Source organism: Pelagibius litoralis (assembly GCF_011683915.1).
Taxonomy (GTDB): domain Bacteria; phylum Pseudomonadota; class Alphaproteobacteria; order Kiloniellales; family Kiloniellaceae; genus Pelagibius; species Pelagibius litoralis.
Window position 1 is genome coordinate 30154 of record NZ_JAAQPH010000013.1, and the last position, 22308, is coordinate 52461.

The 22308-nt window shown below is 61.7% G+C and carries 16 protein-coding genes; 9 read left to right on the forward strand and 7 right to left on the reverse strand.

The window, feature by feature from the left end:
- Position 1: 1 nt before the first annotated feature.
- The 4 genes from topA (at position 2) to rpmG (ending at position 7213) form a co-directional block, all read left to right on the forward strand.
- Positions 2-2701, forward strand: a complete 2700-nt coding sequence (topA, locus tag HBA54_RS16745) for a type I DNA topoisomerase (RefSeq protein WP_167226684.1) — start codon at positions 2-4, stop codon at positions 2699-2701.
- Positions 2702-2703: 2 nt separating this feature from the next.
- Positions 2704-5136 (forward strand): ribonuclease R, encoded by a 2433-nt coding sequence (rnr, locus tag HBA54_RS16750; protein WP_167226686.1) that lies wholly within the window; start codon positions 2704-2706, stop codon positions 5134-5136.
- A 168-nt stretch (positions 5137-5304) separates the two neighbouring features.
- Positions 5305-6921 carry a S41 family peptidase gene (locus tag HBA54_RS16755; RefSeq protein ID WP_167226688.1) on the forward strand — a complete coding sequence of 539 codons (1617 nt, stop codon included), beginning with the start codon at positions 5305-5307 and terminating at the stop codon, positions 6919-6921.
- Between the two features lie 124 nt (positions 6922-7045).
- A complete protein-coding gene (gene rpmG / locus HBA54_RS16760; RefSeq protein ID WP_167226690.1) occupies positions 7046-7213 on the forward strand; it encodes a 50S ribosomal protein L33 in 168 nt (55 codons plus the stop codon).
- A 130-nt stretch (positions 7214-7343) separates the two neighbouring features.
- On the opposite strand, the gene HBA54_RS16765 is transcribed toward rpmG, so the two are convergent.
- Both HBA54_RS16765 and HBA54_RS16770 read right to left on the reverse strand, forming a co-directional pair.
- Positions 7344-8768, reverse strand: coding sequence for a PleD family two-component system response regulator (locus HBA54_RS16765; RefSeq protein ID WP_167226692.1), 1425 nt, complete (start codon positions 8766-8768; stop codon positions 7344-7346).
- Between the two features lie 22 nt (positions 8769-8790).
- Positions 8791-9156, reverse strand: a complete 366-nt coding sequence (locus HBA54_RS16770) for a response regulator (protein ID WP_167226939.1) — start codon at positions 9154-9156, stop codon at positions 8791-8793.
- 264 nt (positions 9157-9420) lie between these two features.
- On the opposite strand from HBA54_RS16770, the gene HBA54_RS16775 reads away from it, so the two are divergent.
- Both HBA54_RS16775 and HBA54_RS16780 read left to right on the forward strand, forming a co-directional pair.
- Positions 9421-10350, forward strand: coding sequence for an ROK family protein (locus tag HBA54_RS16775; RefSeq protein WP_167226694.1), 930 nt, complete (start codon positions 9421-9423; stop codon positions 10348-10350).
- 3 nt (positions 10351-10353) lie between these two features.
- Positions 10354-11715, forward strand: coding sequence for a DNA polymerase IV (locus HBA54_RS16780; protein WP_322096055.1), 1362 nt, complete (start codon positions 10354-10356; stop codon positions 11713-11715).
- 143 nt (positions 11716-11858) lie between these two features.
- On the opposite strand, the gene HBA54_RS16785 is transcribed toward HBA54_RS16780, so the two are convergent.
- On the reverse strand, positions 11859-12674 hold the full coding sequence (locus HBA54_RS16785) for an EipB family protein (RefSeq protein ID WP_167226696.1): 816 nt from the start codon (positions 12672-12674) through the stop codon (positions 11859-11861).
- Between the two features lie 281 nt (positions 12675-12955).
- Between HBA54_RS16785 and HBA54_RS16790 the strand changes: the two genes are divergently transcribed.
- Entirely contained in the window at positions 12956-13672 is a 717-nt protein-coding gene (locus tag HBA54_RS16790; protein WP_240932731.1) for a GGDEF domain-containing protein, read from the forward strand.
- Positions 13673-13712: 40 nt separating this feature from the next.
- Complete coding sequence (locus tag HBA54_RS16795) at positions 13713-14186, forward strand: DUF6505 family protein (protein ID WP_167226698.1); 474 nt, start codon at positions 13713-13715, stop codon at positions 14184-14186.
- 49 nt (positions 14187-14235) lie between these two features.
- Here HBA54_RS16795 and HBA54_RS16800 read toward each other — a convergent pair whose 3' ends face one another.
- The 4 genes from HBA54_RS16800 to aspS all read right to left on the reverse strand — a co-directional run bounded on the left by HBA54_RS16800 (position 14236) and on the right by aspS (position 20894).
- Positions 14236-16449 (reverse strand): methyl-accepting chemotaxis protein, encoded by a 2214-nt coding sequence (locus HBA54_RS16800; protein ID WP_167226700.1) that lies wholly within the window; start codon positions 16447-16449, stop codon positions 14236-14238.
- Positions 16450-16541: 92 nt separating this feature from the next.
- On the reverse strand, positions 16542-17723 hold the full coding sequence (locus HBA54_RS16805; RefSeq protein ID WP_167226702.1) for an ABC transporter substrate-binding protein: 1182 nt from the start codon (positions 17721-17723) through the stop codon (positions 16542-16544).
- Between the two features lie 337 nt (positions 17724-18060).
- The gene (locus tag HBA54_RS16810; protein WP_240932732.1) at positions 18061-19083 is read right to left on the reverse strand and encodes an agmatine deiminase family protein; all 1023 of its coding nucleotides are present in this window, start codon (positions 19081-19083) and stop codon (positions 18061-18063) included.
- Between the two features lie 29 nt (positions 19084-19112).
- Complete coding sequence (aspS, locus tag HBA54_RS16815) at positions 19113-20894, reverse strand: aspartate--tRNA ligase (protein ID WP_167226704.1); 1782 nt, start codon at positions 20892-20894, stop codon at positions 19113-19115.
- A gap of 244 nt (positions 20895-21138) precedes the next feature.
- Between aspS and rnd the strand changes: the two genes are divergently transcribed.
- Positions 21139-22308 carry a ribonuclease D gene (rnd, locus tag HBA54_RS16820; protein ID WP_167226706.1) on the forward strand — a complete coding sequence of 390 codons (1170 nt, stop codon included), beginning with the start codon at positions 21139-21141 and terminating at the stop codon, positions 22306-22308.

Here is a 22308-nt window from a genome sequence, read left to right on the forward strand (position 1 = left end):
TATGAACGTTGTCGTAGTCGAATCGCCCGCCAAGGCGAAAACCATCAACAAGTACCTGGGCAAAGACTTTTACGTCCTCGCCAGCTACGGGCATGTCCGCGATCTGCCGGCCAAAGATGGTTCGGTGCGGCCCGACGACGACTTCTCGATGATCTGGCAGGTGGACGAGCGAGGCGAAAAGCGTATCGGTGAAATCGCCGATGCGGTGAAAAACGCCAAACACCTCTATCTCGCCACCGATCCGGATCGCGAAGGCGAGGCCATCTCCTGGCACATTGTGGACGAATTGAAACGCCGCAACGTTCTTGATGGTGTGGGCGTCGAACGTGTGGTCTTCAATGAGATCACCAAAAAGGCGATCCTTGAGGCCTTCGAGCATCCCCGCAGCCTCAACCAGGAACTGATCGACGCCTACATGGCGCGCCGCGCGCTGGACTATCTCGTGGGCTTCACCCTTTCGCCCGTGCTCTGGCGCAAGCTGCCGGGCAGCCGTTCGGCCGGCCGCGTCCAGTCCGTGGCTCTTCGCCTGATATCGGAGCGCGAAGCCGAGATCGAGATCTTCAAGGCGCGGGAATACTGGTCCATCGATGTCAACATGGCGAATGTGGAAGGCAATCCTTTCACAGCGCGCCTGAATCAGCTCGGCGGCGAAAAACTCGATAAGTTCGGTCTGCCCGACGAAGGCACGGCAAAGGCGGCGGCCCAGAAGCTTGAGGCCGCCACCAGCTTTTCCGTGACCTCGGTCGAGCGCAAGCAAAGCAAGCGCAACCCCTACCCGCCCTTCACCACGTCGACCCTGCAGCAGGAAGCCTCGCGCAAACTCGGTTTCGGCACCACCCGAACCATGCGCGTCGCGCAGCGGCTTTACGAGGGCATCGATCTTGGCGGCGAAACCGTCGGCCTCATCACTTATATGCGTACCGACGGTGTCACCATGGCCCAGGAGGCTCTGGACGGCACCCGCTCGCTGATCTCGGCAGACTACGGCGATCCTTATCTGCCGGCGGCGCCGCGGCAGTACAAGTCGAAGCAGAAGAACGCACAGGAAGCCCACGAAGCGATCCGACCGACCGATCTTTTCCGTCGCCCGAAAGAGATGGCCTCTTATCTCGACGACGACGGCCGCAAACTCTACCAGCTGATCTGGAACCGCACGGTCGCCAGCCAGATGGCAAGCGCCGAGCTGGATCAGGTTGCTGTCGACATCGACGTCGACAAAGGTGTCGCGCAGCTGCGTGCCACCGGATCCATCGTCACCTTCGATGGCTTTCTGACGCTCTATCAGGAAAGCAGGGACGACAAGCCCGCCGATGGCAACGGCGATGACGACAAGCCGGGCGACCGCCGCCTGCCGAAACTCAGCGAGGGGGATGCCGTCAGCCGGCGCGAGGTTCTGCCGGAACAGCACTTCACCCAGCCGCCGCCGCGTTATACCGAGGCCAGCTTGGTGAAGAAAATGGAGGAGCTCGGCATCGGCCGCCCCTCCACCTATGCCTCCATCCTGCAGGTGCTTCAGGACCGCAACTATGTGCGCCTGGAGAAACGCCGTTTCACGCCGGAAGACCGCGGACGACTGGTCGTCGCTTTCCTGTCCAGCTTTTTCGAGCGCTACGTTCAGTATAACTTCACCGCCGAGATGGAGGAGAAACTCGACGACATCTCCGGCGGGCGGATCGACTGGCGTTTGGTCCTGCGGGACTTCTGGTCGGCCTTCAGCACGGCCGTCGAGGGCGCCAGCGGCCTTTCGATCACCCAGGTGATCGACGCCCTGGACGAAGACCTCGGCCCGCACTTCTTCCCGGCCGATCCGGAGAACCCGGAAAAGAATCCACGTGTCTGCCCCTCCTGCAAGGAAGGCCGCCTCGGGCTTCGGCTTGGCCGCAACGGTGGCTTTATCGGCTGCTCGAATTATCCGGACTGCCGCTTCACCCGTCCGTTGGCGGTACCGGGCGACGACGAAGAAATCGATGGCGTCGATCTCACCAGCCCCAAGGTGCTGGGCGACGATCCGCAAGACGGCCAGGCGATCACCATGCGCAAGGGGCCCTTTGGGGTTTATCTTCAGGTTGGTGAACCCGACGGTGATACCAAGCCCAAGCGCGCATCCCTGCCCAAAGGCCTGTCGCCCGCAGATGTCGATCTGGCAAAGGCCCTGGCGTTGCTCGCCCTGCCCCGTGAAGTCGGAACTCATCCGGAAGACGGCAAGGTAATCACCGCCGGCATCGGACGGTACGGGCCCTATGTGAAACATGGCTCGACCTATCGTTCCCTGACCGAGGGCGACGACGTTCTGACGATCGGGCTTAACCGGGCGGTCACGCTTATCGCCGAGGCACCGAAGCGCGGCGCAGCGGCGGGACGCCCGCTGGGCGATCACCCCGATGACGGCAAACCCGTCACCCAGGGCAAGGGCCGCTTCGGCCCCTACGTAAAGCATCTGAAGCTCTACGCCTCGATCCCGTCCGACATCGATCCGGAGACCGTGACCCTGGAGCAGGCCCTGCCGCTGTTGGTTGCTCAGGCCGAAAAGAAGGCGCAGAAGGCCGGCAAAAAGCCGGCGGCCGCGAAGAAGAAGGTTGCTAAGAAAAAACCAGCCGCGAAAAAGAAGGCCGCAAAAAAACCAGCGAAGAAGGCGGCAAAGAAAACGACCAAGAAAGCGGCAGCGAAGAAGAAAGCCGTCAGCCCGACGGCCGCCGACTGACCTTGCCGCGCAGCAAGGGCCCCGCCGGCAAGGCACGCTCGACATCGTTCCCGACCAAAGAGCAGGTTCTCGCCTTCATCAATGAAAGCGCGGAACCCGTCGGCAAACGTGAAATCGCCCGCGCCTTTCGTATCAAAGGCAGCGACCGCATTCGCCTGAAAGCGCTTCTGAAAGACCTCGAACGCGAAGGCCTTCTGGCCAAACAGCCGCAACGCCGTCTGGCGCCGCCCGGCCATCTGCCGAATGTGCTGGTCGTCGAAGTATCCGGGCTCGACGAAGACGGTGAAATGCTGGCACGGCCCACGGTTTGGGAGGAAGACCGGCCGCCGCCGACCATCTACCTGGCGCCTGAGCGCAGCAGCCGCTCGGCACTGGCCGTCGGCGAACGGGTTCTCGCCCGTTTGAAAAAGACCGGTGACGGAAGCTACGAAGCGCAGGTCATCCGCAAACTCGACCGCCCGCAACGCCGGGTGCTGGGCATCTATGAACTGGGTAGCGAGGGCGGACGGCTGCGCCCGACCGACAAGCGGGCCAAGAGCGACTTTATCGTCACCACGGAAAATGCGGCGGGTGCGGAACCGGGCGAGCTGGTGCTGGCCGAAGTCCTGCCCGAGCGCCGGCGCAGCCAGCGCCTTGGATTGCGCTCAGCCCGCGTACTCCAGCGCCTCGGGCGCGGCGACGATCCCAAGGCCCTCAGCCTTATAACCCTGCACGAGCACGGTCTGATCAGTGAGTTTCCGGCAGAGGCCGTCTCCGAAGCGGAAGCCGCAGGTCCCGTCGGGCTCGGCAAGCGGGAGGATCTGCGCGACCTCCTGCTGGTCACAATTGACGGTGCGGATGCACGCGACTTCGACGATGCGGTCTTTGCCGAACCCGATGACGACCCGAAGAATGCCGGGGGCTGGCACCTGCTGGTCGCGATCGCCGATGTCGCCCACTATGTCCGGCCCGGCAGCGCCCTGGACCGCTCTGCGCATGCGCGTGGAAACTCCGTCTACTTTCCTGACAGGGTGCTGCCGATGCTGCCGACGGCTCTCTCCAACGGCTGGTGTTCGCTGAACCCGAAAGAGGATCGTCCCTGCATGGCGGCGCACCTCTGGATCGACCGGGACGGCCTGCTGCTGCGCCAGCGCTTCGTTCGCGGCCTTATGCGCTCTGCCGCACGTCTGACCTATGAAGAAGTCCAGGCCGCCAGGGACGGCCGCCCCGTGGAAGCCGGCGACGGCCGCAACGAGACGGTACTTGAGGCGGTGCTGCCGGCGCTCTACGGGGCCTATCAGGCATTGCTGAACGGCCGGGAGAAACGCGGAACGCTTGAGCTGGACCTGCCGGAGCGCAAGATCCGCTTGTCGGACGACGGTCAGGTGGTCGGTATCGATGCCCGCGAGAGGTTGGACAGCCACCGCCTGATCGAAGAATTCATGATCACGGCCAATGTAGCCGCCGCCAAGGAACTGGAGCGCTTGGGCCGGCCCTGCATGTACCGGGTCCACGACAAACCGGACCCAGTCCGTCTGAAGGCGCTGGCCGAGGTGCTGGAGGGCCTGGGCCTGCGTCTCAATGCATCGCAGGTGGTGCGGCCCCGGCTGTTGACGCAGCTCCTTACCAAGGCCGCCGGCAAACCGGAAGCCGGCCTGGTCAACGATCTTGTCCTGCGGTGCCAGAGCCAGGCGATCTACAGCCCGGAGAACATCGGCCACTTCGGCCTCGCCCTCACCCACTACGCCCACTTCACCTCGCCGATCCGGCGCTATGCCGACCTGATGGTCCATCGCGCCCTGATCAGCGGCCTGAAGCTGGGAAAGGATGGTCTGCCGGCGGATGCCGAAGGGCAGTTCGATGAGACCGCATCCCACATCAGCACCACAGAGCGATCCGCTTCAGCCGCCGAACGCGACGCGGTCGACCGCTTCACCGCGGCATACCTGAAAGACCGGGTTGGCGACGAATTCTCAGGGCGGGTCAACGGCGTGACCCGCTTCGGGCTCTTCGTGACGCTGGACGACAACGGCGCCGACGGGCTGATCCCGATCAGCACCCTGCCCGACGATTTCTACCACCATGTCGAATCGCGCCATAGTCTTGAGGGCCAGCGCTGGGGCCGGGTCTATCGGCTGGGCGACCGGGTAAGCGTTCGCTTGCTGGAGGCTGAACCGGTGACCGGTGGGCTGATCCTCTCCTTGATCGAAACAAATAACGGCGAGACCAAAAGCAGCAAAGGCGACGGCAATACACGCTCAAGCAGTAGACCGGGCGCCTCCGGCGATCGGGACCGGAACACGGTCCGAAAAATGCCACAAACTCAGCGTAAGACCAGGAAATCGACCAAAACCAACAAAGACAAAGGCAAACCCAAACGGTCAAAAAGTACCGGAAACAGCAGGCGGGGCGCCGGCGTTGGGCCGAAAACACCCAGAGGGCGAAAGGTTCGGTAGAGGATTATTACTTGGATGTTAACGAATCTTTGACCCTGCTCGGCGCTTACTGTCAGAGAAATCTGATTTGATTTCATTCATGACTGTTGAATTTGTGCTTTGCGCAAGGTTAACGACTTCGTTTATTGTTTGGTCCAAGGGGCATAACGGGGGTTCCTAAGGGTGGCAATGAGGTTAGGGTTCTACAAGACGGTAGAAATTAAGGTTCTGGATTTTCGCGGCCTGCTGCGCCGCGCCGGTCCGCTTTGCCTTGCTTTTCTTATGGTTGCCTGTGCCTCGCAGGACAGCGCTCCGCCCCTCGGCTATGATGAGGCGCGCGCCGAGCGCTTGTTCAGCATCGGCTATCAGGACGTCTCGGACATCTTTATCGAGGAAGTTTCCGTCTCCCAGCTGGCCATTGCCGGAATGGGCAGTCTCGCCAGCATCGACCCGGCCATCGGCGTCGAGCAGGACGACAACCTCCTGCGGGTCAGCGTCGACGGCACCTCGATGGCCAGCTATCCCATGCCCGATCCCAACGATGCCAAGGCCTGGGGCGCTCTGACCGCGGCGACCATCAGCGCCAGCCGCTACCACTCGAACGACCTGGACTCTGCGGAACCGGAGCAGCTCTACGAAGCGGTCTTCGACGGCGTTCTGAGCCAGCTCGACAGTTTTTCGCGCTACGCGGGGCGTGAAGCCGCGCGCGAGAATCGCGCCAGCCGCGACGGTTTCGGCGGCATCGGCATTCGTATCCGCCTGATTGAAGAAGGCGTGCTTGTACTTTCCGTGATGGAAGACACGCCGGCCGAGAGAGCCGGCCTGACTGATGATGACGTCATTACCTCGATCGACGGCGCCGGCGTAGAGGGTCTGTCCCAACGCGAAGTCGTGCGGCGCCTGCGCGGCCCGGTACGGACCAAAGTTAATCTGAAAATCGATCGCGAAGCCGGCAAAACCCCCATCTCGGTTGCTGTCGTGCGCGCCCATATCGTCCCGCAGACGGCCAGCTATCACCGCGAGGGCAATCTTGCCCACATCCGCCTTTCCGGCTTCAATCAGCGAACCACCGACAGCCTGAAGCAGAAAATCAAGCAGGCTCAGAATGAGATCGGCGACGAGCTGGAAGGCTTCATCCTCGATTTGCGCGGCAACCCCGGCGGCCTGCTCGATCAGGCTGTTGAGGTCTCAAAGCTCTTCATTACGGATGGCCGTATTGTCTCCACCCATGGCCGCCACCCCGACAGCCACCAGTACTTCAGTGCCAGCCGTGAGGACCTGACCAAGGGAATTCCCATGGTGGTGCTGATCGACGGCGGCTCGGCATCGGCTTCAGAAATCGTGGCCGCGGCGCTTCAGGATTCCGGGCGCGCGGTCGTGGTCGGCAGCAGTTCCTTTGGCAAGGGAACCGTGCAGACGGTCCTGCGGCTGCCGAACCAGGGCGAGCTCACCCTTACCTGGGCCCGCTTCCATGCGCCCTCAGGCTATGCGCTGCACCGCCGCGGCGTTCTGCCCGATATCTGCACCACAGGCGACGTGACGGCGGCGGAGGATGTGCTCTCGCTGATCAGAAGCGGCGCCCTCCCCCTTGCTGGGGATCTGCGGCGGCGCGATATCGACACGAATGACGATCAGGCCGTCGAATCCCTGCGCGCCAACTGCCCGACCAGGGAGGAGGAAGCCGAAATCGACCTCCAGGTGGCGACCCGGCTGTTGCACGACCCGGGTCTTTTTGCCCGCGCCCTTCAGGGTGTGCCCAATACGGCAGAAGCAAAAGTCGGCCTGCTGAGGTCTTCGGGCGGCTGAAGTTCTAGGATTTTATTCGTATACAGTAGGAAAGCCGATATCGGCTCCCGGCCGGGCTTGACAGGAAGCCACAGGCCAGTATTTTCGCCGCACGCTCGATGAGTTCAGGTAAAGGATAGCGCACATGGCCAAGCCAGCGACGCAATTGATCAAGATGGTGAGTACCGCGGACACCGGCTATTTTTATGTGGCCAAGAAGAACCCGCGCACCATGACTGAAAAGATGGAATTCCGGAAGTACGACCCCGTTGCGCGCAAGCACGTGGTCTTCAAGGAATCCAAAATGAAATAGTCCGGGTTCATCCCGGATTGCTCAAGCGGCCGCCCTTCCCGGGCGGCCGTTTTGTTTTTGGGTTGTCTTCAGGGGTCTGTTGCGGACCTGGGGCCTGCTGACTGTGCCTGTCCGTCCGAGGGCGGCCGGATTACTCCCCGCCGGCGGAACCGGTGGCTATGGAACGCTGCGAGCGCAGTTCCAGCTCAGCCGAGCGAACCCGGTTCCGGCCCGCTTCCTTGGCACCGTAGAGCGCCTCGTCGGCCCGTGAAATCAGCGCCTCCGGCGTCTCCATCGGGTCCCGGGTCGTTGCCGCGCCGATCGATATCGTCACGTCAAGGCTGGTGTCGCTGCCCGAGATCGCAAAGGGTTGGTCGGCGACGAGACTACGGACCCGCTCTGCCACGTTCACCGCGACATCGACGTCCGCATCCGGCATCACGATGACGAACTCCTCACCGCCGTAGCGGCACAGCAGGTCAAGGTCGCGGATGCCGCGGGTCACCCGATTGGCCAGTTCCTGCAGCACCTCGTCGCCGGCAGTATGGCCATGCGTGTCGTTCACGCTCTTGAAGTGATCGAGATCGAACATCAGGATCGACACCGGCTTCACCGTCTCGGCAATCTCAACGATCTTGCGGTCGAGGTGAGCGCTCATATAGCGCCTGTTGTAGACCCCGGTAAGAGTGTCGGTGTAGGCCAGCGCGACCGAGCTGCGCAGCATATCCCGGAGTTTGTCGTGATAGCGCCGGCGGCGGATCTGGGTGCGTGTGCGCGCCCGCAGCTCGTTGCGGTCGATTGGCTTGATCACATAGTCGGTAACCCCGATCTCCAGGCCCTTGGGCAGGCGGGGAAGATCCTCCTCGTCGAGAAGCAGCAGGATCGGCACGTGACGGGTGTCGTCCTGGGAGCGGAATTGCGAGCACAGCCGAAGGCCGTCCTCCTGACCAAGATGCAGGCTTACGATCAGCAGATCGAAGTCGGCGCCCTGTGCTGCGCTCAAGGCCTCATCCACGGTCTTGACGTGGTCGGTACGGTGGCCGTCTTCCGCCAGATAGTCGGAAACCTTGCCGGCCAGGGTCTGGCTGGCATCGGCCAGCAGGATCCGGGCGTCGACGATCGTGTCCTCGACCTCAACGTCATTTTCCGCCAGAACCTCGTCATTACCGCTGGCGGCCTGGCGGACTCTCAACTCGTCCATCATGAGCTTGAGGCGCGCCAGGGAGCGAACACGGGCAAAAAGCGCAATATCGTTGACCGGCTTGGTGAGGAAGTCGTCGGCGCCGGCCTCCAGCCCGCGTACCCGGTCGGCTACGTCGCTGAGGGCGGTTATCATCACCAGGGGAATATGGCTTGTCGCCGGGTCGGCCTTCAGGCGCTCGCAGAGCTCGAAGCCATCCATGCCGGGCATCATGACATCGCTGAGGATGAGATCCGGCGCTTCGCTGCGGGCAAGTTCTATGGCGGAAGGGCCGTCGGAAGCGGTCAGCACGTCGAAGTACTCTGCCGAGAGTTTAACCTCGAGCAACTTCACATTGGCTGGAATATCGTCGACGACCAGTATGCGGGCGGTCATGGCCGGCTATGCCTCGCCGCGACTAACTCAGGAACCGCTCAACCGTCTCCAGGAAATTGGCGACAGAGATCGGCTTGGCGATATAGGCCTCACAACCCCCTTCGCGGATCTTTTCTTCATCGCCCTTCATCGCAAAGGCGGTCACCGCGACAACCGGAATGGCCTTGAGGTTATCGTCCTCTTTGATCCACTTCGTGACTTCCAGGCCCGAAACCTCCGGCAACTGGATGTCCATAAGGATAAGGTCGGGCCGGTGTTCGCGCGCCAGGCGCAAAGCTTCCATTCCATCCTTGGTCTGGAGAATATTGTATCCATGCGCCTCAAGAAGATCGTGGAAGAGCTTCATGTTCAGCTCATTGTCTTCCACGATCAGCACGGTCTTTGCCATGCCTTCGCTTGTAACGGTGTTCGTTCCATTCATCATGTTTATTGCCCTGCCCGATGGCGCTTATGATAGGGAGGCACTGTCTGTGAGATAGACGGCACCGACAAGTCCTTTGACAACGGCTGGTTCACCCGCGCTGCAAACCCGCAACGCCAAACCGCCGACCTCAGCGCATTGATAGAACGATAAAGTTAATTTTTGGTAAGCTTTGGTTACACTACGTTCTGTGACTCCGGCGACCAAGTGGCAAAATAGGTAAAAGGTCTCATGCAGATCGGTGTTGATCTCGGCGGTACGAAAATAGAAGCGGTCGCCTTGTCTGATAATGGCAAAACACTGGTTCGCCAGCGCATTGCAACGCCCCGACAGGATTATGGCGCGACCATCAGGGCGATTGCAGGCCTGATTCACAATGTCGAGAACGAACTCAAGGAGCGCTGCAGCGTCGGGATCGGTATTCCCGGCGCCTTTTCTGCAGCCACCGGTTTAGTAAAAAACTCCAATTCTACTTGGCTTTTGGGAAAGCCTCTCGACCGTGACCTGGCCAAACAGCTCGGCCGCCCGCTACGCATCACAAATGACGCCAACTGCCTGACTGTTTCCGAGGCGACCAACGGCGCCGCGGCCGGCATGAGGGTCGTGTTCGGCGTTATTATCGGTACCGGTGTCGGCGGCGGTATTGCAATCAATGGCCGGCCCCACATCGGCAGGAATGCAATTGCCGGCGAGTGGGGACATACCTCCCTGCCCTGGCCGCAGCCGGGCGAGCAGCCCGGACCGTCTTGCTATTGCGGCAAGCAGGGTTGCATTGAGACGTTCCTGTCGGGCCCGGGGTTGGCCCGCGACTATGAGGGCACTACCGGAATCACGGCAACGGCCGCAGAGATCGCCAGCCGTGCCGCCGCCGGGGAACAGACGGCCATCCAGGCGCTGGAACGCTATGAGGAGCGCCTTGCGCGGGCCCTGGCGCCGATGATCAACATCCTCGACCCGGACGTGATCGTGCTCGGCGGCGGGGTCTCGAACATCGAGCGCCTCTACCAGAACGTACCGCGCCTCCTGCCGCAGTTCGTTTTCTCAGATCATCTGACGACAGAACTGGTGAAGGCGGCACATGGCGATTCCAGCGGCGTTTTCGGCGCCGCGCAACTATGGCGCCCGGACGAGCTTGCCGACGCTACCCGCGAGCTGGTGTGAGCCGTGCCAGCCATCTGCCGAGACTGCCTGGAGGTCTTCGGAGGCCCCCCCTCCGAAGACGGGCCGGCATCCGGCTCCAGCGAGCCGGTCCGCTGTTTGCAGTGCCAGAGCCCACGGCTGATCCGCCATCCCGAGCTCGATAGCCTGGCGATCGCCCATATCGACTGCGATGCCTTCTACGCCAGCGTTGAAAAACGCGACCGCCCGGAACTGAGCGATAAACCGGTTATCGTCGGCGGTGGCCGGCGCGGCGTCGTTTCCGCAGCCTGTTATGTCGCGCGCATGTACGGGGTGCACTCTGCCATGCCCATGTTCAAGGCTCTCAAGGCCTGCCCGGATGCCGTCGTCGTACGCCCCGACATGGCCAAGTACAGTGCGATCGGCAAAGAAATACGCGAGCGCATGAACGCGCTGACACCGCTAGTCGAACCGATCTCCATCGACGAGGCTTTCCTGGATCTGACGGGAACCGAGGTGCTCCATCACGGCTGGCCGGCCCGCAGCCTCGCAGGCTTGGTGAGGAGCATCGAAAGCGACATAGGGCTGACCGCGTCAATCGGTCTCTCGTTCAACAAGTTCCTGGCGAAGATTGCCTCCGACCTGGATAAGCCCCGCGGCTTCGCGGTTATCGGCCGTGGCGAAGCACGGGATTTCCTGGCGGGCCAGCCTGTCAGCATCATCTGGGGCGTGGGAAAGTCGCTGCGCGCCACCCTTGCCCGCGACGGAATCTCGATGGTCCGTCACCTGTTGCCTTTCGAGAAAGCCGAACTGGTCGCCCGCTATGGCCGGATCGGGCAGCGTCTCTATCACTTTGCCAGAGCCGAGGACGACCGCAGCGTCATTTCGCAGGGCAAGACCAAGAGCATATCATCGGAAACCACATTCAACACCGATATCTCAACGGCGAAGGGGCTGCTGGAGCCTCTCTGGCCGCTTTGCGAGAAGGTCGCCCGGCGCCTGAAGCGCGCCTCCCTGGCCGGCGGCAGCGTGCAACTTAAGCTGAAGACCGCCGAGTTCAAGCTGATCTCCCGGTCGCGAAGACTGCCGGCGGCGACGCAGATGGCGGAAGAAATCTATCGTGTCGCAGAACCTCTGCTGCGCCAGGAAGCCGACGGGCGGGCTTTCCGGCTGATCGGCGTGGGCGCGGCCGACCTGGTAGCGGACGACGAGGCGGATCTTCCGGATCTGCTCGATCCCGAGCGCAACAAGCGCGTGAAAATAGAGATGGCGATGGATCAGGTCCGCAGCAAGCTGGGTAACGAATCGATCGTCAAAGGGCGTGCCCTCGGCGCCCGGCCGGTTGAGCGCCGGCCGTCCGCGGATGAAACAGGCAGCGCTGACCGACCGCTACTCAAGAAAAACTAGAGCAGATCCTGGTCGGATGGAATCGCCGGAGGCGATCCATCGACCGGGTGAATCTGCTCTAACTGTTTGATGGCGATCGGATCATGTTTTGGCGCAACCACGAAGTGGTTCCGTCAAAACATGATCCGATCTAGGCCGCAGGCTCAACAGGCCGGAGCGGCAATCGATTCCACAGCGCTGAGGTCGGCGTTCAGCACAAAGTCGCCATAGTCCAGGCGCATCTCATCGACCACACCGTTGGCAAAGAGCCGTAAACCCTGCTCCTGTTCGGGTTCCGCCTTTGATTCATCGGGCCCGTAGAAAGCTAGATTGAGACGCCAGGACGGCACTTGGGAAAGCAGCGGACTGGCAATCTGCGTCTCTGCGCCGGCCGGCAGGTTGCGCGACAGCGCGGTCGACACGCCGAACAGGCCTTCATCACCCGAACCGTCGAACACCAGCCGCCAGTGCGGTGTTTGGCCGTCCCCGGCGCGCGCGAGAACGTCGATGGTATGCTGGGTCGGGAAAAGCGTACCGGCGGGCAAAGCCACTTCCCGTTCCTGAGGTTCGGTAAAGATCGCCCGCCCGGAGCCGTCGTCGCCCAGTTGGGCTTCGCCGCGTACCCGCTCGCTTTCCCCCGCTCCATCGAAGCGGCGAACGAAGAAGCGATATCGCTTGCCGTCTTTCGACTCCCAGGACGAAAGGCTCCAACCGAAGCTGGCCAGAAAGCCGTCCTCATAGAGCAATTGGACACGGAATTTTTGCACGACGGTCCAGCCGTCACAGGCATCAGCCCATTCAAACTCAAAACGCCCCTGAGCCTGAACAACGGGGCTGACGCTGGTCGCATCGCCCAAGGTCAGATAATAGGTCGCAGAGTGCGGCACCAGATCGACAGCAGGACCGGCGCCTGCGGCCGATGCCGGTGAGGTCCAAATGCCGGCAAGGGCCGCCAGAACAATCAAGCGATAACGATACATGGTCGGTTTCCTAGCAGCCGGGTCCGCACCTGCGAACAACCCTCGTCAATAGGTGTAAGTGCTTGCATTTCTGTTAAACATCAAGGCTTTCCGAAAACTCATTGGTCCCTGCCAAATCGCCTGGCAGCTCATCGAAATCGACGGCAATACTGGTCAGGAAGGCGGCAAATCCTGCCGGTCTCGCTCCGGGCTACCAGCCTAAGCTGTTGAAATACTACACTCTTGTCTTGGCCCATGAATTGCAACGTAGGCTTGGGAACAATGTTGTAGACCGGGTGGACATGACGATGATTCCGGGCCTTCTGGATGGTCTAAAAATCGACAAGCTGATCGCTCCCGACAGCTTGCCGCAGCTATGCTCGGCTGCCGACCGATTGCGCCGCCTGGCTCATGAAGCGCCGGAAACGCTTTGTCCTTCGGCTCTGGGCCTTCTGGACGACCTGCTTGCTTCTGCGGCTGAAGCCGAGCAATCGATGGCCCTGCAGCGCGCGCGCATCCGCTATCTGGAATCCCTGTCGGTTACCGACGAACTCACCAATCTGCTCAATCGCCGCGGCTTCGAGACGGAACTGTCTCGGGCGCTGGCCCGGGCAAGGCGGATGGGCGAAACCGGCCTGCTGCTGCTTTGCGACCTCAACCACTTCAAGGCCGTCAACGATAGTCATGGCCACCAGGCAGGTGACGCGATGCTGCGCGTAGTTGCACAGGCCCTGAAAAGCAGCACACGAGAGAGTGACTATGTAGCGCGTGTCGGCGGTGACGAGTTCGCCGTGATCATGACCCACACATCGCCGGAAGAAAGCGCGTTTCTCGCCCAAAAACTCTCAAGCCGGGTCAACAAACTCCACTCCCCCTGGCGCGACGGCCACCTCCCCGTATCGGCCAGCTTCGGCACAGCGATCTACGACCGAAGCAGCCAGCCCGATACGCTGGTCTTTCTGGCGGACCAGGATCTCTATCGCAGCAAGAAACCCCGCCTGCTGCCCGCAGAAGTTTAAGGACTCCCGACACGGGCAACAACTGCTGTAAACTCCGGGAATGTATCTTCCCCGCGCCATACAGCTGGACCGCTCCGACCTGGAAATCTTCAACCCCGCCTGCCAGCCGGGCGAATGGGCCGTTCCGGGAACATTTGCCTTTGCCGATACCGATCTGGAGAGTGCTGATCGCAAGCAACAGCTGGCTTTCAGAACGGCCTGGCTCGGTGTCGAGAGCTTCGGTCACACGACCCTGGTTGAGATTGCGGAGATTGATGAAGCCGGCTTCTTCAGAACTGTCGAGCAGCTCGCCCAACACCTGGTTATCCGCTACGGCGCCCCCAGTCTGGCAGCCGCTCTGCCGGCGGCCCGTGCCGAACTCGACGACGCGGCAAGCCTGAGCGACCACAAACTGGGCACCCTTCTCGCAATCGAACGGGAGATGACCGACGATGGCGTGAAGGAGCGGGTGCGGGTGATCAAGCCGGAGCGCGCGCAGGACCATGCCCGCATCTGGACGGTCGCCGAGGACTGAGCGCGCTATGACCGGTGGGAACGGGGTTCACCGCCGGCCACCCTCGCAATCACGCGCTGCGCACTTTGTCGAGAAACTGAGACACTTGCGTTTTCAACTCGCCCGCCTGCTCCGCCAGAGTGCTTGATGCAGAGAGCATACGCTGTGCCGAGTTTCCTGTTTCTCCAATTGCCTGATGAACGCCGGAGATGTTGCTGCCGGCTTTCTGCGCACCAGAGGCAGCCTCTTGAACGTTGCGCGATATCTCCTTCGTGGCCGCCGACTGCTCTTCCACCGCAGAGGCGATAGCGGTCCCGATGTGATCGATCTCAGCAATCGTCGACGTGATCTCCTTGATGGCGGATACGGAATCGCGGGTGGCACCCTGAATACCGGTGATCTGTTCGGCAATATCCTCGGTGGCACTGGCCGTTTGTGTGGCAAGCTGCTTTACCTCACTGGCCACCACCGCGAAGCCCTTGCCGGCATCGCCGGCCCGCGCCGCTTCGATTGTGGCGTTGAGCGCAAGCAGGTTGGTCTGCTCGGCAATGGCGGTAATCAATTGCACGACTTCGCCGATCTTGTGAGCCGCCTGGGCCAGACCCTCGACCTGCTTATTGGTGCGTTGCCCCTTGTCGACTGCCTGGGCGGCGATTTTCGAGGACTGGTTGACCTGGCGGCCGATCTCCTGGATCGACGTGGACAACTCCTCTGCCGCACTGGCCACGGTCTGCACATTGGTTGAGGTTTGCTCGGCTGCACCGGCCGCGGCATCGGCCTGGGTTTTGGCATTCTCCGCGGTCGTAGCCATGCCCTTGGAGGACGTCTGCACCTCGCCCGATGCGCTGGAGACGGATTCAACGACCCCGAGTACCGTGGTCTCGAATCCATCCGCCAAGGACATCATGGCGGACTGCCGCTCCATGGTTGCCGCGGCGCGTTCCTCCTCGATCTTGCTATTGGCGGTTTCCACTTCGGCCAGGCCGTCCCGGAAAACCATCAGGGTCTTTGCCATCTCGGCGACTTCGTCGCTGCCCGTCACCGCCAATTCCGTCTTGAGATTTCCGCCTGCGATTTCACGCATGGCCACGACCACTTCCGTCAGGCGCGCCACCAGGTTGCGGCCGACGTAGAGCCAGGTGATCGCCAGAGAAAAAATCAAACTGATCGCAGCGATCACTGCCAGCCAGAGCTTGCCGTTTGCGATGGCTTTTTCGGAAGATCCCGTGCCTTCGCTCAGTTCGGCATCGGCAAGATCGACCAGCCTATCGACCGCCTCGGCCAACTCCCCGGTCAGTTCACGGCTGGTCACCAGAACATCGTCGGCGTGCTCCGCAGCGGAAAGCTCTTCAGTGCGCAGCGTAAAGACATTGATCTCGTCGGCCCCCAGGGAAATCAGGCTTCCGACCAGGAAACCAAGCGCTTCCGCCTGCTCACCCTCGGGCACCTGCTGAAGGTTCTCTCCCAAGGTCGCCACCGCCGCATCAAATCGCTCCTTCAACGGCTGGAGCCGGCTGCGGTCGGTGGTATTGGCCGCATCGCGCAAGATGCCATTCAGGAGGTTTGACTGCGCTTCGATCTGCAATACCGCACGCAGAGACGTCACCCCTTCGTCGAAGAGTTCGGTCACCGCGTCCCCGCCAATGAGCGACGCATCGTCAGCCCGGATCACCAGGTCGAAATTCAGGTCGTCGACGAAGGGCACGGTCGTTGCCAGAATATCGGCGTGCAAACTGGTAATCTCTTCTATTTTCGTTTCGCGGGCAGCGCGCGCCTTGAGCATCTCGCCAACCGACTGACCAAGCAGTTCGAGATTGGACCTCGCTTCTTCGGTCAACCCGTCAATGGTCGTCAGTTGATCGGACTGGCCGGATCGTGCCCGAAGGGCTTCCAGGATAGCGTCCATCTCGGCACTGAGTTCGGCAAGGGACGCGTTGTGTTCTGCCTGCTCTGTTTCGTTCTTGGACGACACGAGCACCGGTGCCTCAGCCGACAGCGCCGCACTGACCGATGACAGCCGCAGTGCCTCCGTCATCGTTGGGACGCTGCTGTTGGTAACCTGATGAAACACCTGTCCAACATTGGTGAAGGACAGTAGTGCGATGGCGCTGGCCGCCACCGTCAAAAAACTGACCGCCCCGAAAGCGGAGAACAGTCGGGCCCGGATACCGGCTTTACGGAACAACGCGCGCAGCCGGCCGGGCTTTTTATCGCTCATGATCGTCTTGTCGCCATGCTCGGCCTTGCGCTTCTCCCCAGCCGCCGAGCTTTTCGGATCGCCCATCGAACTTACCCCAATCCATCAACCCAAGGCCCCACAGGGGGCCGGATGAGCGTGAGGGCACCCACAAAGCGGATGCCCTCACACGCCTCTGCTTAGCTGGACCCGCCAAGGCGTTGTACCGCCTTGAAGGAACCGTCAGCCTGGATGATGGAGAGGAACACCTCGTCCATGCCCTGGTTGTCGCCAGGGCCGTAGTTCAACGTGATGCCGCCGAGATCGAAGCTGCCGGTATCGGCAACGGCCTGCAGGAACGACTGACGCGTCAGGTCGCCCTGGGCCTTCTCCAGCGCCATGATCGCGATACGACCGACCATGTAACCTTCAAGCGATACAAAGCCCGGCTCCGCCGCGGCATCGTGCGCCTTCATGGCCGCCTGGTAGCGTTGAACCAGCGGAATGGAGCCGTCCCAGGGAAAGGGAACCACCTGGGTGATCACCACACCTTCGCCGTCTTTGCCAAGTTCCTTGGCCAGCGCCTTCGAACCAACGAAGGAGATATTGACGTAGGTGGCACCAAGTTTGGTCTTGCGGGCAAGCTTGATGAACTGGGCAATCGGCTTATAGGCGCCGACCATAACAACCGCCTGGGGTTTTGCCTTACGGATCGCCAAAAGCGCTGACTTCACCGCGGTCGTGTTGCGCTTGTAGGTACCCTCGGCGACCAGCTTCAAGCCACGTTTTTCCAGCGCCTTGTTAACACCGGCAAGACCGACACGCCCGAAAGAGTCATCCTGGTAGAGAATGGCAATCCGGTCGTAGCCCAGGTCCTCGGTCAGATGCTTGATCCAGGCTTCGGTCTCCTGGCCGTAGGTGCCGCGCACGTTGATCACGTTGTTCAGTGCCGCGTCACGCAGGAAGCCCGCGCCGGTGAACGGGCCAACGAAGGGCACCGCATTTTCGGTCGCGATAGGCTGGGTCGCTTTGGAGGTCGGCGTTCCAACGGCGCCGATCAGCCCGAAAACCTTGTCCTGATTGATCAGATTCTGAACGTTGCTGATCGCCCGCTCCGGCTCGTAACCGTCATCATAGCTTTTCAGTTCAAGCTGGCGGCCAGCAACGCCGCCGTTGCTGTTGGCTTCAGCGAAAGCTGCCAGAATGCCTTCGCGCATCCCGCTACCGAGCGCCGCGGCCGGCCCGTCCAGTGCGGCCGACTGGCCAAAGGTAATGGTGGTATCGGTCACGCCGACTTCGGCTTTTGCCGCATAGGTTGCACTCAATGCAACGGCGAGTGCAATGGCCGGTAGAGCAGCACGCTGAGTTAGACAATTTCCCATGATCCCCAAGATCCCTTCTAGTCAAAACATTTGCGCCCGCTTTCCAAAGCTCTCAGGGGGTCCCGAGAAACTGAGGCAGGCTTGCTTCGGCTATAGTTTGGGGGAATGAAGTAATCGTTAATTCTATTTTTTGGCTAAATGACTATTCTACTTTGAGTAGTCAATATGTTTGCCTGAGTATTTCCGCAAACAACAGAAAACGCTTAATTATCCGATATCTACAACCAATACAGGATCAAGAACCTAGTATCACAACGCGATACGGCTGGAAATCGGACACAGAGGGCCGGCGCGCAATCTTCCGGCACCGGGAACGAAGGCCGCTGCCCAATGCGTCTTAAGGTCGTGGTTGCTGCTGCGTGATGCAGTGGATACCGCCGCCGCCGACCAGAATATCGCTGGCCGGAACCTGGACCACGCGGCGGTCGGGAAATGCATCCGCAACGATGTCCCGAGCCGCAGCATCCTGCTCGTCCCCGAATGAGGGCATCACGATCCCGCCGTTGGCGATGTAGAAATTCGCATAGGAAAGCGCAAGGCGCTGATCGCCGACGTAGCGCCTTTCGCGTGGCAGCGGCAACTCGACCACTTCCAGTTCCCGTCCTCTGGCATCCCTGGCCTTCTTCAGACGCATCAGATTGTCCTGCAACACCGGATGGTTGGGGTCCGCCGGGTCGTCGCAGACGACGGTCATGACGACGCCGGGGCGCACGAAGCACGCCAGGTTGTCGACATGCCCATCGGTATCGTCATCCTGCAGGCCCTGGCCCAACCACACGAAGGCCTTGACCCCCAGGTGGCGGCGCAGCAGTTCTTCAATCTCTTCGCGGCCCAAAGCCGGATTCCGGTTGGCCGCCAGAAGGCATTCCTCGCTGGTCAGCAAAGTGCCCTCTCCGTCCACATGGATCGAGCCCCCTTCCAGAACCAACGGCGCAGAAAAGCACCGCACGCCGAGATCTCCGAGCAGCGCCTTGGCCACCGCGGCGTCCTGGTCGTAGGGGTGGAACTTCTCGCCCCAGGCATTGAAGCCCCAGGCAACCGCAGCCAGGCCGCCCCGTCCGTCAGTGACGAAGCTTGGCCCGATGTCGCGCATCCAGGAATCATCGAGCGCCATGGCCCGGCATGCCACCTGATCGCCGCAAAGCGCCGCTGCATCAGCCAGGTCTTCACCGTTGGCCAGCATGGTAACCGGCTCGAAGCCCGCAATGGCTTTGGCCACCGCCGCATAGGCCCGGCGTGCCGGCTCCAGGCCCTCGCCCCACAGGGCGGCACGGCAAGGCCAGGCCATCCAGCAACGATCGTGCGCAGCCCACTCCGCCGGCATGAAGAAACCGTCATCCACGGGAAACCGGCCGGCCATGCCCTGCCTCCGCCTCTCCGGACCGCGCCCTATTCCGGCGGCAGGTCCAGCTTGATATGCAGCTCGGCCAACTGCCGCTCACTGACCGCAGCCGGGGCCTGCATCATCAGATCCTCGGCCCGTTGGTTCATCGGGAAGGCAACCACTTCGCGGATGTTCGGTTCGTCTGCCAGAAGCATAACGATCCGGTCGATACCGGGCGCCGAGCCGCCGTGCGGCGGTGCCCCGAATTTCAGCGCCGAGATCATGCCGGCGAATTCCGCGTCAACCTGGCTCTGACTGTACCCGGCGATGGCAAAGGCCTTGTACATGATCTCCGGCAGATGATTCCGAATCGCACCGGAGGAAAGTTCGACCCCGTTACAAACGATGTCGTACTGATAGGCCAGGACGTCCAAGGGATCCTGGCTCTCAAGAGCGTCCATACCGCCTTGCGGCATGGAAAAAGGATTGTGGCTGAATTCGATCTTGCCGCTGTCCTCGTCCAGCTCGAACATTGGATAGTCGACGATCCAACAGAAGCGAAAAGCGCCCTTTTCCAAGATATCCAACTCATCGCCCAGGCGGTTGCGCACCTGACCGGCGAGCTTGGCCGCCGCGCCTGCCTTGTCGCAGGAGAAGAAAACCGCATCGCCATCGCTCAAGCCGGCGGCTTCCTTGATCTGCGCCGTCCGCTCGGCATCCAGGTTCTTGGCGATGGGGCCTTTGGCAGTGCCGTCGGGGGCAAAGATGATGTAGCCAAGTCCGGCCGCACCCTCGCTGCGCGCCCAGTCGTTCAGCTTGTCGTAGAAGCTGCGCGGACGCTCCCCGGCGCCGGGCGCCGGAATCGCCCGCACCACCGAGCCACCTTCGACGGCCTTTGCGAAAATACCAAAGCCGGAACCGCGGAAGGCATCGGTCACGTCGACAATCTCGATGGGATTGCGCAGATCCGGCTTGTCCGAACCGTACTTCAGCATGGACTCGCGAAAAGGAATGCGCGGAAAGGGTACCGATGTCACCTGCCTGCCGCCCTCGGCAAATTCCTCGAAGACGCCGCCCAGCACCGGCTCTAAGGCAGCGAAGACGTCGTCCTGGGTGACGAAACTCATTTCCAGATCGAGCTGATAGAATTCGCCGGGCGAACGGTCAGCCCGGCTGTCTTCATCCCGAAAACAGGGCGCGATCTGGAAGTAGCGATCGAAGCCCGCCATCATCAGCAGTTGCTTGAACATCTGCGGCGCCTGCGGCAGCGCGTAAAACCTGCCGGGGTGGAGACGGCTCGGCACCAGATAGTCACGCGCACCTTCGGGGCTGCTCGCCGTCAGGATCGGCGTCTGGAACTCCTGGAAACCCTGCTCCACCATGCGGCGTCGGATGGAGTTGATCACCGCCCCCCGCAGCCGGATCTTGGCCTGCATCTTCTCGCGCCGCAGATCCAGATAGCGATAGCGCAGGCGGGTTTCCTCGCCGGCGTCTTCATCCGAGTTGACCTGCAGCGGCAGAACCTCGGCCCGGGACTGAACCGTCAGCTCTGCCACCTGAACCTCGACCTCGCCGGTCGGCACGGCCGCATTCACCGTTTCCGGGGTGCGCTGGACCACCGGGCCGGTGACCGTGATGACGCTCTCGACCCGCGTATCCTCCAGCATCTGGAACAAGGGGCTGCTCACGTCGATCACGCACTGGGTGATCCCGAAAGTGTCGCGAAGGTCGACGAAGAGAAGCTGACCATGGTCGCGTTTGCGATGAATCCAACCAGAAAGGCGAACCTGCTCACCGGAATGGGTAGGCCGTAGTTCGCCACAGCTATGGGTACGATAGGGGTGCATTGAAACAAGTCCCGGGGTGTGGTCGGCAGGGTGCTGAATAAGCGCGCAAAAGGCAGCGAATAACGGATTTTGTCAAGCCTGGAGGTCGTCTCCAGCCGCAAATGAGGCTACGGCCGGGGCCCCGAACCCGCCCGGACGCAACCTGGGGTTCGCCCCCGCAGGAACCCGCCTCAGGAGACGCCCTTCTAAACAGATCAGCACCTCGGCGCTTTTACCGCAATCCGATAGCGTGTATACCGCTGGCATGACATTAATTGCCGAAACTGCAGAACTTGAAGCCCTCTGTGGTCGACTGGCCGACGCCGACTTCATCACCGTAGACACTGAGTTCCTGCGCGATTCGACCTACTGGCCGAAGCTCTGTCTGCTGCAGGTCGCGGGCCCGCAGGACGTCGCCGCCATCGACACCCTCGCCCCAAACCTCGACCTTTCGCCGCTTCTGGCCCTGTTTGACGATCCGCGCCTCATGAAGGTGCTCCATTCGGCCCGCCAGGACATGGAGATTTTCTTTCATTTGAATGGCCGCCTGCCGGCGCCGGTTTTCGATACCCAGGTTGCGGCCATGGTCTGCGGCTTTGGCGAATCGGTCGGCTACGACACGCTGGTGCGCAAGATGACCGGGGCCCATGTCGACAAGTCGTCCCGCTTCACCGACTGGTCGCGCCGTCCGCTCGCAGAACGCCAGCTGACTTACGCCCTGGCCGACGTCACCCACCTGCGAAAGATTTACGAGAAACTGGAGCGCCGGCTCGCTAAATCCGGCCGCGCCGCCTGGCTGGAAGAGGAAATGGCGATCCTCACCTCGCCGGAGACCTACCGCCTGGAGCCCGAGTTGGCCTGGCGGCGGTTGAAAACACGCTCCAACGACCGGCGCTATCTGGCGGTTCTGAGGGCCCTGGCAACTTGGCGGGAACACGAAGCGCAGCAGCGCAACGTCCCAAGAGGGCGGGTTCTGCGCGACGAGCAGCTCTTTGACATCGCGGCCCACCGGCCAGCGACCGAAGAGGAACTGGCCCGCTCCAGAGGACTGAACAAGGACATGGCGCGGGGCCGTCTTGGCAAGGCGATCCTCGAAGCCGTCGGTCAGGGGCTCGCCCTCCCCGACAAGGACCTGCCAAGGCCGCCGGCCAAACAGTCGGCACCCAATGGCGCGGGTCCTTTGATGGACCTGCTCAAAGTGTTGTTGAAGCTGCGCTGTGACGAACACGACGTTGCCCAGAAACTCATCGCCAGCTCTTCCGACCTCGAACAGATCGCCGCCGACGACGAGGCCGACGTTCTGGCACTCAAGGGCTGGCGCTACGATCTGTTCGGCCGTGATGCCCTTGCCTTGAAAAGAGGTTCGGTGGCGCTCTCCGCCGCCGGTAACAAGGTTCGCATCGTCTCGGTCAAGGAACCGCAGGAAGCCGATTGA

Bases quoted from the DNA above. Each gene is read 5' to 3' on its own strand.
- topA (WP_167226684.1), top strand. From the start codon at position 2: ATGAACGTTGTCGTAGTCGAATCGCCCGCCAAGGCGAAAACCATCAAC.
- HBA54_RS16755 (WP_167226688.1), top strand. From the start codon at position 5,305: ATGAGGTTAGGGTTCTACAAGACGGTAGAAATTAAGGTTCTGGATTTT.
- rpmG (WP_167226690.1), top strand. From the start codon at position 7,046: ATGGCCAAGCCAGCGACGCAATTGATCAAGATGGTGAGTACCGCGGAC.
- HBA54_RS16765 (WP_167226692.1), bottom strand. From the start codon at position 8,768: ATGACCGCCCGCATACTGGTCGTCGACGATATTCCAGCCAATGTGAAG.
- HBA54_RS16770 (WP_167226939.1), bottom strand. From the start codon at position 9,156: ATGGCAAAGACCGTGCTGATCGTGGAAGACAATGAGCTGAACATGAAG.
- HBA54_RS16775 (WP_167226694.1), top strand. From the start codon at position 9,421: ATGCAGATCGGTGTTGATCTCGGCGGTACGAAAATAGAAGCGGTCGCC.
- HBA54_RS16785 (WP_167226696.1), bottom strand. From the start codon at position 12,674: ATGTATCGTTATCGCTTGATTGTTCTGGCGGCCCTTGCCGGCATTTGG.
- HBA54_RS16790 (WP_240932731.1), top strand. From the start codon at position 12,956: ATGACGATGATTCCGGGCCTTCTGGATGGTCTAAAAATCGACAAGCTG.
- HBA54_RS16795 (WP_167226698.1), top strand. From the start codon at position 13,713: ATGTATCTTCCCCGCGCCATACAGCTGGACCGCTCCGACCTGGAAATC.
- HBA54_RS16800 (WP_167226700.1), bottom strand. From the start codon at position 16,449: ATGGGCGATCCGAAAAGCTCGGCGGCTGGGGAGAAGCGCAAGGCCGAG.
- HBA54_RS16805 (WP_167226702.1), bottom strand. From the start codon at position 17,723: ATGGGAAATTGTCTAACTCAGCGTGCTGCTCTACCGGCCATTGCACTC.
- HBA54_RS16810 (WP_240932732.1), bottom strand. From the start codon at position 19,083: ATGGCCGGCCGGTTTCCCGTGGATGACGGTTTCTTCATGCCGGCGGAG.
- aspS (WP_167226704.1), bottom strand. From the start codon at position 20,894: ATGCACCCCTATCGTACCCATAGCTGTGGCGAACTACGGCCTACCCAT.
- rnd (WP_167226706.1), top strand. From the start codon at position 21,139: ATGACATTAATTGCCGAAACTGCAGAACTTGAAGCCCTCTGTGGTCGA.